The sequence below is a fragment of the Nocardioides sp. P4_G10 genome (assembly GCF_056401175.1).
On the sequence record NZ_JBFUJV010000023.1, the window covers coordinates 42863 to 56862 of the forward strand.

A 14000-nucleotide genomic window follows, 5' to 3' on the forward strand; every position below is an offset into this window, starting at 1 on the left:
TGGCCGGGGACGCCCTGGGGGTCCGAACCCCCGATCGGACACCCAGGACGCTCCGGACCACCCCGGCGGCAAGGGGCCGGGGAGAGGGCTCAGCCGAAGCGGCCGGAGATGTAGGCCTCGGTGGCCTCGTTGTCCGGGTTCGCGAACATCTTCTGGGTGGAGTTGAACTCCACCAGCTGGCCGGGCTGGCCGGCGGCCTTGAGGTTGAAGAAGCCGGTCTCGTCGGAGACGCGGGCGGCCTGCTGCATGTTGTGGGTGACGATGACGATCGTGTAGTCGGACTTCAGCTCGTGGATGAGGTCCTCGATCGCGGAGGTCGAGATCGGGTCGAGCGCGGAGCACGGCTCGTCCATGAGCAGCACCTGCGGCTCGACGGCGATCGCACGGGCGATGCAGAGCCGCTGCTGCTGGCCGCCGGAGAGACCCATGCCGGGCTTGTTGAGGCGGTCCTTCACCTCGTTCCAGAGGTTCGCCCCCTTCAGCGAGCGCTCGACGATGTCGTCGGCCTCGGCCTTCTTCATCCTCTTGGAGTTGAGGCGGTTGCCGGCCAGGACGTTCTCGTAGATCGACATCGTCGGGAACGGGTTCGGCCGCTGGAAGACCATGCCGATCTGGCGGCGTACGGCGACCGGGTCGACGGCGCTGTCGTAGAGCGACTGCCCGTCGACCATCACCTTGCCCTCGACGCGTGCGCCGGGGATGACCTCGTGCATGCGGTTGAGCGAGCGCAGGAACGTGGACTTGCCGCATCCGGACGGACCGATGAAGGCAGTGACCGAGCGTGCCTTGATGGTCATGTTGACGCCCTGTACGGCGAGGAAGTCGCCGTAGTAGATGTCCAGGTCGCCGACGGTGATGCTCTTGGCCATGGGGTGAGTCTCTCTTGTGTCTGGTTCGGGGCCTAGTGGCCGGTCTTGGGGGCGAAGATCGCGCCGATGATGCGCGCCACGAGGTTCAGCATCATGACGATCAGGATCAGCACCAGCGCGCCGCCCCAGGCGATCTCGATGCCGGGCGGCGTGCCACCCGGGGTCTCGGCGATGCCGGGGTTGGCGTTCTGGGTGTAGATCAGCACCGGGAGGGTGGTCATCCGCTCCGAGAACACGTTGAAGTTCGTGCGGGTCGTCAGGCCGGCGATGAGGAGCAGCGGGGCGGTCTCGCCGACGACGCGGGCGATGGCGAGCGTGACCCCGGTGACGATGCCGCCGAGGGCCGTCGGGAGGACGACCTTGACGATCGTGCGCCACTTCGGCACGCCCAGGGCGTACGACGCCTCGCGCAGGTCGGCGGGAACCAGCCGCAGCATCTCCTCGGTCGAGCGGACCACCACCGGGATCATCAGCAGCGACAGCGCCACCGAGCCGCCGATACCGACCCGGGTGGACGGACCGAAGATGAGGATGAACAGCGAGAACGCGAAGAGGCCGGCCACGATCGACGGGATGCCGGTCATCACGTCCACCAGGAACGTGATCCAGCGGGCGAGGCGGCTGCCCTTGCCGTACTCGATGAGGTAGATCGCGGCCATGATGCCGATCGGCACCGAGATGACGGCGGCGCCCAGCGTGATCAGGAGGGTGCCGACCAGCGCGTGGTAGATGCCCACCTCCTGATCCAGCTCGGTCCGGTACATCGAGTAGGTGAGGAAGGTCGAGTTGATCGCGGGCAGACCCCGGTCCACGACCGTGTAGAGCAGCGAGACCAGCGGGACGATGGCGACGAAGCACGCCGCCCACACGAGCCCGGTGACCATCCGGTCCGCCGCCCCGCGAGGCCCCTCCACGACCCGAGCCCAGGCCGGCAGCGCGACGAGGTAGAGGACACCGGCGACGAGCGCCCACGCGATCAGGCCCCAGCCGAGCAGGAGCACAGGCAGGGCCGCAGCGGCGATGGCCACGACACCGACGAGCGCGGGCGCCACGCGAGGCAGCTTGGCCTGCGTGAACGCGACCGGCTCCGAGGTGGGCCGGGCGGGAGCTGTGGTGATGCTCATCGGGCCAACTTCCTCTCGTTGCGGGTGACGATCCACCGGGCGGCGAAGTTGACCAGGAACGTCACGAGGAAGAGCACCAGGCCGGTCGCGATCAGCACCTGGATCTTGCCCGGGGTGCCCTCCTTGTAGTTGGAGGCGATGTTGGACGCGATCGAGGCCGGGTTGCTGCTCGAGATCAGGTTGAGGGAGATGCCGCCGCCGGCGGACAGCACCATGGCAACGGCCATGGTCTCGCCGAGCGCGCGTCCCAGGCCGAGCATCACCGCCGAGACCATGCCGGAGCGGGCGTAGGGGAAGACGGCCATCCGGATCATCTCCCAGCGGGTGGCGCCCAGCGCGAGCGCGGCCTCCTCGTGCAGCCGCGGCGTCTGGGAGAACACCTCGCGCGAGATCGCGGTGATGATCGGGAGGATCATGATCGCCAGCACCAGACCGGCGGTGAGGATGGTGCGTCCGGTGCCGGAGGCCGGCCCGGCGAAGAAGGGCAGCCAGCCCATGTTCTCGTCCAGCCAGACGTAACCCGGCTGCAGGTGGCGCGCCAGGACGCTGATGCCCCAGAGGCCGAAGACCACCGAGGGCACCGCGGCGAGCAGGTCGATGACGTAGGCGATCGGGGTGGCGATCGACTTCGGCGCGTAGTGGCTCACCACGAGCGCGATGCCCCAGGCGAGCGGGACGGCCACGATCAGCGCGATCACGGCGGCGAGCACGGTGCCGAACAGCAGCGGGGCGACGTAGCCCCAGAAGTTGCTCGCCTCGCCGTAGAACTCGGCCGGCTTTGCCAGACCCGGGACGCCCTCGATCGCCAGGAAGATGAAGACGCCTGCCAGGGCGAGAAGGATCGCGATCCCGGCGGCCAGGGCGGTGGCGGAGAAGACCCGGTCGCCCAGCCTCGCCGGGCCCGTCTCCTGATCAGCGGCGATGGTTGCCACGTGCTACCTCATTCAGTCGGTTCATGCGTCGGTGCGGCGGGCCGGATGTCCGACCCGCCGCACGCGGCGATGGGTGACCGGGGCAGCTGGCCCCGGCCGTGGGATCAGCCCGCGGAGATGGTGTCCACGATGCTCTGCGCCTGCTCGGCGACCGAGGCGGAGAGCGGCGCGGAGCCGGCCTCCTGCGAAGCGGCCGCCTGGCCCTCGTCGGAGACGATGTAGGACAGGTAGCCGCTGACGAGGTCGGCCTCGGCCTGGTCCTCGTAGGTCTGGCAGGCGATCAGGTAGCTGAGCAGGACGACCGGGTAGGCGCCCGACTCGGTGGTGGTGCGGTCGATGTCGACGGCCATGTCGACGTCGGCCCGACCCTCGGCGGCCGGCGAGGTCTCGACAACCTTGGCGGCACCCTCGGCGGACGGAGCGACGTACTCCTCGCCCACCTTGACCGAGACGACGGACAGGTCGCCGACCTGGCTCTCGTCGGCGTAGCCGATCGTGCCCTTGCCGCCGGAGACGGCGGAGATCACACCGGAGGTGCCCTCGGCCGCTTCGCCACCCTTGACCGGGAAGGCGTCCTCGGCCTCGTAGGACCACGAGCCGCTGGCCTTGCCGAGGTAGTCGGTGAAGTTCTTCGTGGTGCCCGAGTCGTCGGAGCGGTGCACGGGCGTGATGGCCAGGTCCGGCAGCGTCGCGTCGGGGTTCTGGTCGGCGATCGCCTTGTCGTTCCAGTTCGTGATCTTGTTGTCGAAGATCTGCGCGATCGTGTCGGCGTCGAGGTTGAGCGAGTCGACACCCTCGAGGTTGAACGCCACCGCGATCGGCGAGACGTAGGCCGGGACCTCGATCGGGTCCTCGCCACCGCAGCGCTCCTTGGCGCCGCTGAGCTCGCCCTCGTCGTCGGTGAGGTAGGAGTCGGAGCCGGCGAAGCTGACGCCGCCCTCGATGAAGTTGGTGCGTCCGTCACCGGAGCCGACCGGGTCGTAGTTGACCGTGACGTTCCCGTCGTTCATGCCCTGGAAGCCGGTGGCCCAGGCGCCCTGCGCCTTCTCCTGCGAGGACGCGCCGGCGCCGTTCAGGTCCCCGGAGAGGCCGCCGGCCTCGGAGGTGTCGTCGCCCGAGTCGGCGTCGGCCTCGTTGGAGGCACCGCACGCGGTGAGGGAGATCGAGAGGGCAAGAACAGCGACGCTCGGGGCGAGCAGCTTGCGGAAGGAAGTGCGATTCACTTCGGGTGCTCCTGATGGAAGTCTGATGAGTGCTGACGATCAGGAAGGTAGGCACCGCAGGAGAACGACCACGGCGCCGTCGGTGAACGCGCGGTGAACTCGGCAGGACCGGTTGGCATCACCCGTTCGGGCGTGCGACGACGATCACATGAACTCGTCCCGGGGCGCTTGACGAGCGGCCGTCGAGAGCAATAGAGGGAGGCTCAGGGCTCGACGTGCTGGGTGGCCACGACGCGACCCTTGCGGTGGTGCACCACGAGCATCGAACCGGGCGCCAGCTCGACGTCGGGAACCTGCAGCGCGTCGAGCACGGTCGGGAGCACCGGACGGTGGGTGCACAGCACCGCGCTCCCGGCGTCGAGGTCGCCGTCGAGGAACCCGTCGACGAGGTCGACGACGCCCTCGACGGTGGAGCCTTCCTCGCTCAGCTCGTCGTAGAGCTTCACCGGCCAGCCGGTCACGTCGGCGTACGGCATCACCGTCTGCACGCAGCGGGTGCTGGTGGAGGTGTGGGCGGCCGTGACGTCGAAGGCGGCCAGGAGCGGCACCAGGCGCTGGGACTGGGTCTCCCCGAGCCGGACGAGAGGCCGCCGCCGGTCGTCCTTCTTCCAGCCGTTGCGCGAGCGCGCCTCGGCGTGGCGCAGCACCACCAGCGCCCGGGTACGCCGCCGCAGCGGGCGCGCCTCGGCCAGGGTGTCGCGGTCGTAGGCGTAGGTGAGGCGCTGCTGCGCGTCCTTCCAGTCCACCCACTCGACCGCGTCGATCTCGTCGTTGGGGCGGTAGCGGCTCACGTCGTCGCTTCCGGCGACCCGGGCGGCCCAGTAGTCCACGGCCTTCCAGCGGCCGTTGGACATCCGGTAGCGCTGCTGCGACAGCGCCGGCCCGAGGCGTACGTCGAGCCCGGTCTCCTCGGCCACCTCGCGCACCGCGGCGGTGACCACGTGCTCCCCGCGGTCGAGCTTGCCCTTGGGGAAGGACCAGTCGTCGTACTTGGGCCGGTGCACCAGGAGCACCTCACCGCCCTTCCGGGTCACGACGGCACCAGCAGCGCGCACGTCGCGGGGCTCCATGGAAGTAGTCTCACACCCCACCCCGACCGCGAGGAGCCCCGTGCCACATCGTGACGTCCCGCGCGCCGGGACCCGCGGCCGGAGCCGGGGCCGGACCCGCGCCGTGCTGGCCGTCGTCGTGGTGCTCGTCGTGGCGGGCGCCGGGCTCGTCGCGTGGCGCGCCCTCACGCCCGCGACGCCGCTCCAGGAGGCGATGGAGCTGGCGCCGGCCGACGCGACCCGCTTCTCCTGGACGGACTGGGACGGCGTACGCCGCGAGCTGGACGCCGGCGTCGGCGCGGACTCGTCGGCCGAGGAGGTCGACGCCTTCCTGGTCGACGCCTTCGCCGCCGACCTGTCGTCCACGTCGGCGCTCGGCACGTCCGCTGGCGTGATGCAGGACGAGCTGGGCTTCTCCCCCGCCACTGTCTCGTGGGAGCTGCTCGCCCAGTCGGGCGCGGGAGCGGTCGAGGTGCTCAAGGTCGACGACGACGTCGACCTCGACGCCGTGGCGGACCGCCTCGCCGACCTGGGCTGGACCGAGCCCGACGAGGAGGACGGCGTGTGGGTCGGAGGCCCCGACGTGCTGGCCGGGGTCGGCTCGACGCTGACCCCCGAGCTGCAGCACGTCGCGCTGCTCGCCGACCAGGGCCTCGTGCTGACCTCCGACCAGGCCCCGTTCCTGGAACAGGTGCTGGAGGGGGACGGCGCACCCGACGACCTCGCCGACCTCGCTGCCTCGCTGGACGAGCCGCTGGCCGCGGCGGTCTACGACGGCGCGTACGCCTGCGAGCACCTGGCGATGTCGCAGGCCGACGACGACGCCCGGGCCGAGGCCGACCAGCTCGTCGAGGCGGCGGGCGAGGTCCACCCGCTGACCGGGTTCGCCATGGGCGTGCTGCCCGGGGGCGACGTACGCGCGGTGATGCAGGTCGAGGACGCGGACGACGCCGCCGGTGACGCGGAGACGCGAGCTCGGCTGGCCGCGGGACCGGCGCCCGGGCAGGGCGGGGAGTTCGCCGACCGGTTCTCGGTGGAGCGGGCCGGTTCGGAGGGCCGCGAGGTGGTGCTCGACCTGCGCCCGGTCGAGGGCAGCTACGTGCTGTCGGACCTCACCAGCGGCCCGGTGCTGTTCGCCACCTGCTGAGCGGAGGGCGGCGCAGTCAGTCCTGCGGCTTGCGCGGGGTGACTCCGAGGAGGCGGTCGATCTCCTCGCGCGACAAGTGGTCGTCGGACTCGCTCGCTGCGATGATCAGCGTGGTGGTGAGCTCGACCTCGCCGAGGAGGTCACCGTCCTCGAGAGTCACGTCGAACTGGTCGTGCATCGTCACCCTCCTGACGTCCTCGCCTGTTTGTTGGACCACACGACTTTATGCGTCCGAGCCAAGTCTGACTGACCCGGAAGCGGCGCAACATGGCCCGAATGAGTCAAGTGTGCCCCGAAATCGAGTCTGGCCCCACCCCACTGAGGGGGAGGAGCCAGACTCTTGATCAGATCTGGAACAGGTCCAGCGTCAGCCGATCAGAGCGGACGGACGTTCTCCGCCTGCGGGCCCTTGGGGCCCTGGGTGACGTCGAACTCGACCTTCTGGTTCTCATCCAGCGACTTGTAGCCGTTGGACTGGATGGCCGAGTAGTGCACGAAGACGTCGTCGCCGCCGTCCTCCTGCGCAATGAAGCCGAAACCCTTCTCGGCGTTGAACCACTTCACGGTGCCTTGAGCCATGTGCTCGGTACTCCTGTTATCGGAACGAGAAGCCATCACATCGACGGCTCCGCATCAAGTGCGGTGACACGTCGCTCCGACTTACAAGCTGGAAAGGCCCGAAGAGGGGAACGCCGTTGGATCACAAACTCCGCGGGCGTCAACCTGCTGGAACTTGCACCTGTTGCAGGAGCAACCCTACCAACAAATCGCCCGACGTCACCGGTCGCGGACCACCTATGGGTGAACAGTCGACCAACGGACCTGCCGAGCGGCCTCCCGGAGGCCCCTGACACCATCCAGAAGTGACCAGTGACGTCGTCCTTCCGCACCTTCCGCGCGTGGCCGTCTGCGGCATCAGCCTCGAGGCGTCGACGTTCTCCCCCGCGCTCACGACGGCGGCGATGCTCGCTCCCCGGAGGGGTCGCGAGGTCCTCGACGCGTGGGAGTTCTGGCGGCCCGCCGGCGCCCTGGCGGACCGCGCGCGGTGGCTCGGCATCCTCCAGGCGCGCAGCATCGCGGGAGGCGCCATCCCCGCCGATGACTACGTCCTGCTCAAGGCCGAGATCCTCTCCGGGCTCGTCGCGGCCGTGGCCGAAGCGCCCCTCGACGGCGTGGTGCTCGACATCCACGGAGCCGCGAGCGTCGTCGGCCTCGACGACATGGAGGGCGACCTCGCCGTCGCCGTGCGCGCCGTGGTGGGGCCTGACTGCCTGATCAGCAGCGGGATGGACCTCCACGGCAACGTGTCGCGCACCCTCGCCGAGACGGTCGACCTGCTGACGACCTACCGCACCGCGCCGCACGTCGACTGGCAGGAGACGAAGGAGCGGGCCGCCCGCAACCTCGTCGACCGGCTCGCGCTGCCGCCGGGGCGCCGCCGCCCGGCGAAGGCCTGGGTGCCGGTGCCGATCCTGCTCCCCGGCGAGATGACCAGCACCCGCCAGGAGCCGGCAACGAGCCTGTACGCCCGCGTGCCGGCGATCGAGGCGCTCGAGGGGGTCCTCGACGCGGGGATCTGGATCGGCTACCCGTGGGCCGACGAGCCGCGCAACGGGGCGGTCGTGATGGTGGTCGGCGACGACGCCGACCGGGCGATGACCGAGGCGGCAGCGCTGGCCACCGAGCTGTGGGAGCGGCGCGAGGACTTCGGCTTCGTCGCGCCGACCGGGTCGCTCGAGGAGGTGATGGAGGCGGCCCTCGCCTCACCGGTCACGCCGTACTTCGTGTCCGACTCCGGCGACAACCCGACCGCTGGCGGGGCGGGCGACGTGACCTGGACGCTGGCCGAGCTGCTGGCGAGCGAGGAGCTGGCGGCGAGCGGCAGGCGCGCGATCTACGCCTCCATCCCCGACGCCATGGGCGCGCTGGCGGCCTCGGAGGCCGGAGTCGGCGCCGACGTGCGCCTCACGCTGGGCGCGCGGGTCGACGCACGTCCGGCCCCACCGGTGGAGGTCGCCGGCGAGGTGGTGGCGGTCGTGCCGTCCGACGACAACCTGGAGGTCGTCGTGCGCACCGCGACGGTCGACGTGATCGTCACCCGCCGGCGCCGGCCCTACCACCTCGAGCAGGACTTCACCCGGCTCGGCCTGGACCCGCGCAGCGCCGACGTCGTCGTGGTCAAGATCGGCTACCTCGAGCCCGAGCTCTTCGGCATGGCCGCCGACTGGATGCTCGCGCTCACCCCGGGTGGCGTGGACCAGGACCTGGTGCGCCTCGGTCACCGTCGGCTCCGGCGCCCGATGTTCCCCCTCGACGACGTCAGCGGCGTCGACCCGCTCGCGCACGCCGAGCTGTTCCCCGGCGACACCGCCGCGCTATCTCCCGAGGGCTGACATCACCTCGGCGAGCACCTCGGCGCTGGTCACGCTGCGACGCCCGTCGTCGTAGCCGGCGGACGACCCCGCCGCCGTGACCGTGCCCGGCGCCCGCAGGTGCACCTCGCGCGCCCCGGTCTCCGCGACGATGCGGGCCGCGTTCACCGGGCGTACGCCGCCCCCGACCGCGATGCGCACGTCCTCACCGCCGCGCCGGACCAGGTCGGCGAGCTGCGGGAGGTGGTCGAGCGCCGGGCCGGGACCGCCCGAGGTCAGGACGCGGGAGACGCCGAGGTCCGCCAGCAGCGCCAGCGCGGACGGCTGGTCCGGCACGGAGTCGAAGGCCTTGTGGAAGGTGACCGGTGCGTCGCCGCTCGCGGCCACGAGTCGTCGTACGGCACCCGCGTCGATGTCACCGTCGGGCGTCAGGCTCCCGACGACGAACCCGAGCCGCGCCGACCCGGCGAGCGCCCCGCGCACCGCCTCGATGTCGGCGACCATGACCTCGACCTCCTCCGGGGAGTGGACGAAGTCGCCGGGCCGGGCACGGACGAGAACCCGGATCTCGAGCCCGGGCGCCGCGGCCGCGCAGTGCCGGACGAACCCGAGCGTCGGGGTGGTCCCGCCGTCGGCCAGCCCGGCGCACACCTCCAGGGCGTCCGCGCCCGCCGCTGCGGCGAGCGCGGCTCCACCGACGTCCTCCAGGCAGATCTCGACCAGGGTGTCCATGGCCCCACGCTAGGGCGTGTCTTTCAAGTCTCGGCCGTCGCGAGCGGCGTCAGGGACGTGCGATGGCAAGGCGGAGGAGGGAGACATGGCGGAGCCATGGCGACTGACGACAACGCAGCCAGCGTGCGTTCATGACGGCGCGCAGCAGGCCATGGACTTGAGGGACACGCCCTAGGGCCGACGGGTCACGCGTGCAGGTCGCGGAGCACGCGGTGGAAGGCGGCCTTGCCCTCGAAGCCGATGCCGGGTCGGTCGTCGAGCCGCACCCGCCCGCCCTCCACGACGGCGTCGTCGGCGAAGCCCCCGGTCGGCTGGAACTCGCCGGGGTAGGACTCGTTGCCGCCGAGCCTCAGGGCGGCGGCGATGTGGAGGGAGAACTGGTGGCCGCCGTGCGGGATGCAGCGGCGCGAGGACCAGCCGTGCTGGGCGAGCATGTCCTGGATGCGGCGGTACTCCACGAGGCCGTAGCTCAGGGCCGGGTCGACCTGGATCCAGTCGCGGTCGGGCCGCAGTCCGCCGTAGCGGACGAGGTTGCGGGCGTCCTGGAGGGAGAACAGGTTCTCCCCCGTGGCGATCGGGCCGCGGTAGTGCTCGGCGAGCGTGGCGTTGAGCCGGTAGTCCAGCGGGTCGCCGACCTCCTCGTACCAGAACAGCCCGTAGGGGTCGATCGCCCGGCCGTAGGCCAGCGCGGTGTCGAGGTCGAAGCGTCCGTTGACGTCGACCGCAAGGCGTGAGCCGTCGCCGCCCAGCACCTCGATCACGGCTTCGATGCGCCGCAGGTCCTCGGCCAGGTCGGCGCCGCCGATCTTCATCTTGACCACCTCGTAGCCCGCGTCGAGGAAGCGGCGCATCTCGTCCTGGAGGTCGCCCAGCGACTTGCCGGGGGCGTAGTAGCCGCCCGCGGCGTAGACGAACACGGAGTCGTCGGACCCGCCGTCGCCGTAGTGGTCGGCGATCCAGCGGTGCAGCGGCACGCCGGCGACCTTGGCCGCGAGGTCGTGCAGCGCCATGTCGACGACACCGACGGCGACCGACCGCTCCCCGTGCCCACCGGGCTTCTCGTTGCGCATCATCACCTCCCAGGCCGCGCTCGGCGACAGGGCGCCCGCCTCGTCGAGGAGGCTGTCGGGGTCGGCCTCGAGGAGTCGCGGCAGGATGCGACGGCGCAGGATCTCGCCCGCGGAGTAGCGGCCGTTGGAGTTGAAGCCGTAGCCGACGACGGGCTCGCCGTCGACCACGACGTCGCTCACCAGCGCGAGGACCGAGCAGTCCATCGTCGAGAAGTCGATGAAGGCGTTGCTCATCGGCGAGCTGATCGGGATGACGCCCTCATGGGCGGAGACGATCCTCATGGCGTGGCTCCAATTCTTATAAGATGCGAGATCCGCACCCTACGCACATCGCTGCATGAATCACCAATCGGTCTTATAAGATGAGCCGGTGGCCGATCCCCTCTTCACCAGCAAGGCCGACGTCGCCTACGCGCGCATCCGCCAGCAGATCCTCGACGGCTCGCTCGAGGCGGGCTCACCCCTGGCGCAGTACGAGCTCGCCTCTGACCTGGGCATCAGCATCACGCCGCTGCGCGAGGCCGTACGACGACTCAGCGGGGAGGGCTGGATCAGGCTCGACACCCACCGCAACGCCCGCGTCGCCGAGCTCGACCTCCACGAGGCCCGGCAGCTGCTCGAGGCCCGGCGTGCCCTCGAGCCGGCCGCCGTCGCGCTGGCCGCCGAGCGCCGAACGGACCAGGACGTCGTACGGATGCAGGCAGCGCTGAAGCGGCTCAAGCCCGTCACCCGGAAGTGGGGCGAGACCGCCCTCGCCGCGCACCGCGAGGTCCACCGCGCCCTGTACTCCGCGTCGCACAACGACGTCGTCGTCCGGATGCTCGACGACCTCTGGGACAAGTCGGACCGTTACCGACGCGTCGGGCTCCAGCTGCCGCCGGGCGGGGAGGACCGCACCCGCGACTTCGAGGAGCACCACGAGCTCGTCCGGCTCGTCGTCGACGGTGACGCCGCTGCGGCGTCCGACCTGATGACCGCCCACATCGACCACAGCCTCGCCGCGGCCGTGCTCGCGGCACCCGTGGGTTGACGGCGGTCGCCGTCGCAGCCGCCGGCCCGACCGCGACGGGTCAGGGGTACCGACCCGCGGAGTCGTCCCGTTGCTCGGCGGACCCGTCCAGGACGACAGCAGCAGCCACCTTCGCCCACGCCACCACGAGGGTGGCTCCGGAGTCGGAGCCGGGATCGATCACCGGCAGGCGGCCGGTCGCGTCCGTCCCCACGCGCTCGACCTCCTCGCGAACCGCCATCTCGTTCTCGTCGGCGATCCGCCACCGTTGGGTCCAGCCGTCGCCGTACAGCATCAGGTAGGCCATGGTCATCGCCCCCTGGGGCTCGGCACGGTCACCGGCGAAGGCATCTGCCACGACCCGCCGTCGTCGCTCCATCGCGACATCGAGTCGTGGACCACCGGGGCGGCGGCCCGGTGCTGTGCCAGGACGAGCAGCAGACCGTGGAGCACCGCGAGCTGTCGGTCGTCCGCGTGGATGGCGTGCTCGGCCAGGGAGCGCGTCGACCGGCTCGCACCGGCGACCATCTCGGCGCGCGAACGGATGAGCGAGGCGTGGGCATGAGCGGTCAGTCGGTCCACGAACATCCGGTCCAGCGCCTCCCCGCCCAGCCCGTCGAGAGCCCCTGGCGGCGCGATCGGAGGAGGCGCCTTCTCGGGCTGACCCCAGCCGAGCAGGACGGCTGACATCGCCGCGAAGCGGTCCGCCTGGACCGACAGCGCGTCGCGGGCCAGGGCTCGAACGTCCGGCCGCGAGCTGCGGCTTGCACCTGCGCAGACCGCCATGATCGGCACCAGTGCCGCGACGGCGTCCTCCAGGTAGCGCAGGTCGGTGGCGTTGCCCTCAGGCTTTGCGTGCGCCTCCACGCCCGGTCGGGGCGCGCGGGCCCAGATGATCACGGGTGGTCACACTCCTCGTACGGGCAACGCCGGGCGGACGGTCTCGGCCCGGATGGCTGGGGACTCGACGAGCGGACGGGGGTGCGGCTCGTCCGCGGACGGGAGCGCCACCAGCTCCTCGAGCGCCTGGATGACCTCCGAGGGGGTCGGCCCCGTCACGCCCTCGAGAACCTGCAGCAGGGTCGTGACCGAGTCCGCGACCGTGAAGTCCCGGCCGGCGTCCATCCGTTCGCGCCCGAGGACCGGTCCGAGGCGACGAGCGGCCAGGATGCCCTGGGCCAGCGCCTCGGCGTCGTCGGGCTCGACGAGCACCAGCCCGCCGCAGTCGGTCTCCGGCAGCCCGCCGTCGCGCGAGGCGACCACGCGGCAACCGGCGTGCTGGGCCTCGATCGACAGGATCCCGAAGGTCTCGTGCCAGTACTGCGCATTCGACGGCATCACGACCACGTCGTGCTCGACGAGCAACGACGCCATGTCGGCGGGCGTGCGCCGGGCGGGCACGAGGGTGATGCCGGGGTGCGAGCGAAGCAACCGCTCGATGATGGCGCCCTGCGGCTTGTCAGCGCCGGCGGACGTCACCGTGACGGAGACGGAGCCCGGATCGAACAAGTCGGTGTGCAGCGCCGAGAGCAGGGTGTAGATGCCCTTCTCGGGCGTGAGCCGCCCGGCGTACAGCACGCGGGTCACCTCATCGGTCCTCTCCGCCCGAGGCAGGGTGGCGAACTCCGGCTCGGCGAACGGGTACACGACATGGATCGTGTCGAGGCCCACGTCGAGGAAGTCCGCCCAGAGCGCGGCCGCGTAGCGGCTGGTCGCGACGAGCGTGCGGTCCCGCGTCCCGGCCACCACGGATGCATGAGCGTGCTGCCGCAGCGGCGGTGGCACGTGGAGGATCTGGTAGGCAGGGTGCACGGTGGTGGTCGGAGGGGCCTCGCTGACGAACACGATGATGTCGTCCAGACCCCCCACCGAGTCGAGTGCCGGGACCGAGTGGAAGGGAATGTCGTCGAACTCGTCGCGGCCGTCGGCCGTGCCCATGCCGATGGTGACCACCCGAGCCTCGATCCCGCGCCGGTTGAGCTCGCGCACGTGACCCACCGTGAAGTTCTCGGACCCACCCGTGCCGGCCGGCAGACGCTCCCCGGGTGACCAGACGAACGAGATCATCGAACACCTGACCTGCGTGCGTGATCCGCGTGCTCGGGGGGCCGGACCGTGCTGAGCTGCGAGGTCATCTCGCTACCGCCTGTGATTGCTGCCTACGTCAGGGCCCGTACGCCACGTGACCGTGGCACGGACCTGCCACTGGCAGTCGACCTCCAGCCTAGCGCGGTCGGCGCGACGTCGAGGGCGGGTCTCGCCGCCCGTGCCGTCCCGTCCGTCACCCGACCAGGCCGACCGCCGTGGTCGGTGATCCGACCGGTCTCTGCGAAGATGCGCGGCAGGATCATGAGGTTGTCCGGACGCTTCGTCGGACGTAGCCCCCATGTCCCGGGCCTCTAGCTCAATTGGTAGAGCACCGGACTTTTAATCCGTTGGTTCAGGGTTCGAGCCCCTGGAGGCCTACAAGGTT

15 protein-coding genes and 1 tRNA gene are annotated in these 14000 nt (G+C 70.9%); 4 read left to right on the forward strand and 12 right to left on the reverse strand.

What is annotated here, in order from left to right:
• Window positions 1-89 precede the first annotated feature (89 nt).
• From pstB to AC1DP1_RS19420, 5 genes are all read right to left on the reverse strand, one after another.
• Complete coding sequence (gene pstB, locus AC1DP1_RS19400; RefSeq protein ID WP_300047436.1) at window positions 90-869, reverse strand: phosphate ABC transporter ATP-binding protein PstB; 780 nt, start codon at window positions 867-869, stop codon at window positions 90-92.
• Window positions 870-901: 32 nt separating this feature from the next.
• Window positions 902-1993 carry a phosphate ABC transporter permease PstA gene (gene pstA / locus AC1DP1_RS19405; RefSeq protein WP_477508230.1) on the reverse strand — a complete coding sequence of 364 codons (1092 nt, stop codon included), beginning with the start codon at window positions 1991-1993 and terminating at the stop codon, window positions 902-904.
• A complete protein-coding gene (pstC, locus tag AC1DP1_RS19410; protein WP_477508231.1) occupies window positions 1990-2925 on the reverse strand; it encodes a phosphate ABC transporter permease subunit PstC in 936 nt (311 codons plus the stop codon). The genes pstA and pstC overlap by 4 nt, the downstream gene beginning before the upstream one ends.
• Window positions 2926-3029: 104 nt before the next feature.
• Entirely contained in the window at window positions 3030-4148 is a 1119-nt protein-coding gene (locus AC1DP1_RS19415) for a phosphate ABC transporter substrate-binding protein PstS (RefSeq protein ID WP_477508232.1), read from the reverse strand.
• 203 nt (window positions 4149-4351) lie between these two features.
• Window positions 4352-5218: an NUDIX hydrolase gene (locus AC1DP1_RS19420; RefSeq protein ID WP_457191213.1), complete on the reverse strand. Its 867-nt coding sequence runs from the start codon at window positions 5216-5218 to the stop codon at window positions 4352-4354.
• Between the two features lie 40 nt (window positions 5219-5258).
• Here AC1DP1_RS19420 and AC1DP1_RS19425 point away from each other — a divergent pair, with 40 nt between their 5' ends.
• Complete coding sequence (locus AC1DP1_RS19425; RefSeq protein ID WP_477508233.1) at window positions 5259-6344, forward strand: hypothetical protein; 1086 nt, start codon at window positions 5259-5261, stop codon at window positions 6342-6344.
• A gap of 16 nt (window positions 6345-6360) precedes the next feature.
• On the opposite strand, the gene AC1DP1_RS19430 is transcribed toward AC1DP1_RS19425, so the two are convergent.
• A complete protein-coding gene (locus AC1DP1_RS19430) occupies window positions 6361-6522 on the reverse strand; it encodes a hypothetical protein (RefSeq protein ID WP_300047447.1) in 162 nt (53 codons plus the stop codon).
• A gap of 197 nt (window positions 6523-6719) precedes the next feature.
• On the reverse strand, window positions 6720-6923 hold the full coding sequence (locus AC1DP1_RS19435) for a cold-shock protein (protein WP_056598399.1): 204 nt from the start codon (window positions 6921-6923) through the stop codon (window positions 6720-6722).
• A gap of 284 nt (window positions 6924-7207) precedes the next feature.
• Between AC1DP1_RS19435 and AC1DP1_RS19440 the strand changes: the two genes are divergently transcribed.
• The gene (locus tag AC1DP1_RS19440) at window positions 7208-8737 is read left to right on the forward strand and encodes a M81 family metallopeptidase (RefSeq protein WP_477508234.1); all 1530 of its coding nucleotides are present in this window, start codon (window positions 7208-7210) and stop codon (window positions 8735-8737) included.
• Here the strand turns inward: AC1DP1_RS19440 and AC1DP1_RS19445 are convergent.
• Together AC1DP1_RS19445 and AC1DP1_RS19450 are read right to left on the reverse strand one after the other, a co-directional pair.
• On the reverse strand, window positions 8720-9448 hold the full coding sequence (locus tag AC1DP1_RS19445; protein WP_477508235.1) for a copper homeostasis protein CutC: 729 nt from the start codon (window positions 9446-9448) through the stop codon (window positions 8720-8722). The genes AC1DP1_RS19440 and AC1DP1_RS19445 overlap by 18 nt on opposite strands.
• A 185-nt stretch (window positions 9449-9633) precedes the next feature.
• Window positions 9634-10800 (reverse strand): enolase C-terminal domain-like protein, encoded by a 1167-nt coding sequence (locus AC1DP1_RS19450; RefSeq protein WP_300047457.1) that lies wholly within the window; start codon window positions 10798-10800, stop codon window positions 9634-9636.
• An 88-nt stretch (window positions 10801-10888) separates the two neighbouring features.
• Between AC1DP1_RS19450 and AC1DP1_RS19455 the strand changes: the two genes are divergently transcribed.
• Window positions 10889-11548 carry a GntR family transcriptional regulator gene (locus AC1DP1_RS19455; RefSeq protein WP_477508236.1) on the forward strand — a complete coding sequence of 220 codons (660 nt, stop codon included), beginning with the start codon at window positions 10889-10891 and terminating at the stop codon, window positions 11546-11548.
• Window positions 11549-11588: 40 nt separating this feature from the next.
• Here the strand turns inward: AC1DP1_RS19455 and AC1DP1_RS19460 are convergent, their stop codons facing one another.
• Genes AC1DP1_RS19460 through AC1DP1_RS19470 form a run of 3 tightly spaced genes read right to left on the reverse strand, consistent with a single transcriptional unit; the run spans window position 11589 to window position 13594 of the window.
• On the reverse strand, window positions 11589-11834 hold the full coding sequence (locus tag AC1DP1_RS19460; RefSeq protein ID WP_457191200.1) for a hypothetical protein: 246 nt from the start codon (window positions 11832-11834) through the stop codon (window positions 11589-11591).
• Between the two features lie 2 nt (window positions 11835-11836).
• Window positions 11837-12427 carry a DUF305 domain-containing protein gene (locus tag AC1DP1_RS19465; protein WP_477508237.1) on the reverse strand — a complete coding sequence of 197 codons (591 nt, stop codon included), beginning with the start codon at window positions 12425-12427 and terminating at the stop codon, window positions 11837-11839.
• Window positions 12428-12433: 6 nt separating this feature from the next.
• Window positions 12434-13594 carry a glycosyltransferase family 4 protein gene (locus AC1DP1_RS19470; protein ID WP_477508238.1) on the reverse strand — a complete coding sequence of 387 codons (1161 nt, stop codon included), beginning with the start codon at window positions 13592-13594 and terminating at the stop codon, window positions 12434-12436.
• A gap of 326 nt (window positions 13595-13920) precedes the next feature.
• Here AC1DP1_RS19470 and AC1DP1_RS19475 point away from each other — a divergent pair.
• Window positions 13921-13993: transfer RNA gene (locus tag AC1DP1_RS19475), tRNA-Lys, on the forward strand.
• The last annotated feature ends 7 nt before the right edge of the window (window positions 13994-14000 follow it).

Excerpts from the sequence above, each read along its gene's own strand:
- pstB (WP_300047436.1), bottom strand. The coding sequence starts at position 869 with ATGGCCAAGAGCATCACCGTCGGCGACCTGGACATCTACTACGGCGAC.
- pstA (WP_477508230.1), bottom strand. The coding sequence starts at position 1,993 with ATGAGCATCACCACAGCTCCCGCCCGGCCCACCTCGGAGCCGGTCGCG.
- AC1DP1_RS19420 (WP_457191213.1), bottom strand. The coding sequence starts at position 5,218 with ATGGAGCCCCGCGACGTGCGCGCTGCTGGTGCCGTCGTGACCCGGAAG.
- AC1DP1_RS19430 (WP_300047447.1), bottom strand. The coding sequence starts at position 6,522 with ATGCACGACCAGTTCGACGTGACTCTCGAGGACGGTGACCTCCTCGGC.
- AC1DP1_RS19435 (WP_056598399.1), bottom strand. The coding sequence starts at position 6,923 with ATGGCTCAAGGCACCGTGAAGTGGTTCAACGCCGAGAAGGGTTTCGGC.
- AC1DP1_RS19445 (WP_477508235.1), bottom strand. The coding sequence starts at position 9,448 with ATGGACACCCTGGTCGAGATCTGCCTGGAGGACGTCGGTGGAGCCGCG.
- AC1DP1_RS19450 (WP_300047457.1), bottom strand. The coding sequence starts at position 10,800 with ATGAGGATCGTCTCCGCCCATGAGGGCGTCATCCCGATCAGCTCGCCG.
- AC1DP1_RS19460 (WP_457191200.1), bottom strand. The coding sequence starts at position 11,834 with ATGGCCTACCTGATGCTGTACGGCGACGGCTGGACCCAACGGTGGCGG.
- AC1DP1_RS19470 (WP_477508238.1), bottom strand. The coding sequence starts at position 13,594 with ATGATCTCGTTCGTCTGGTCACCCGGGGAGCGTCTGCCGGCCGGCACG.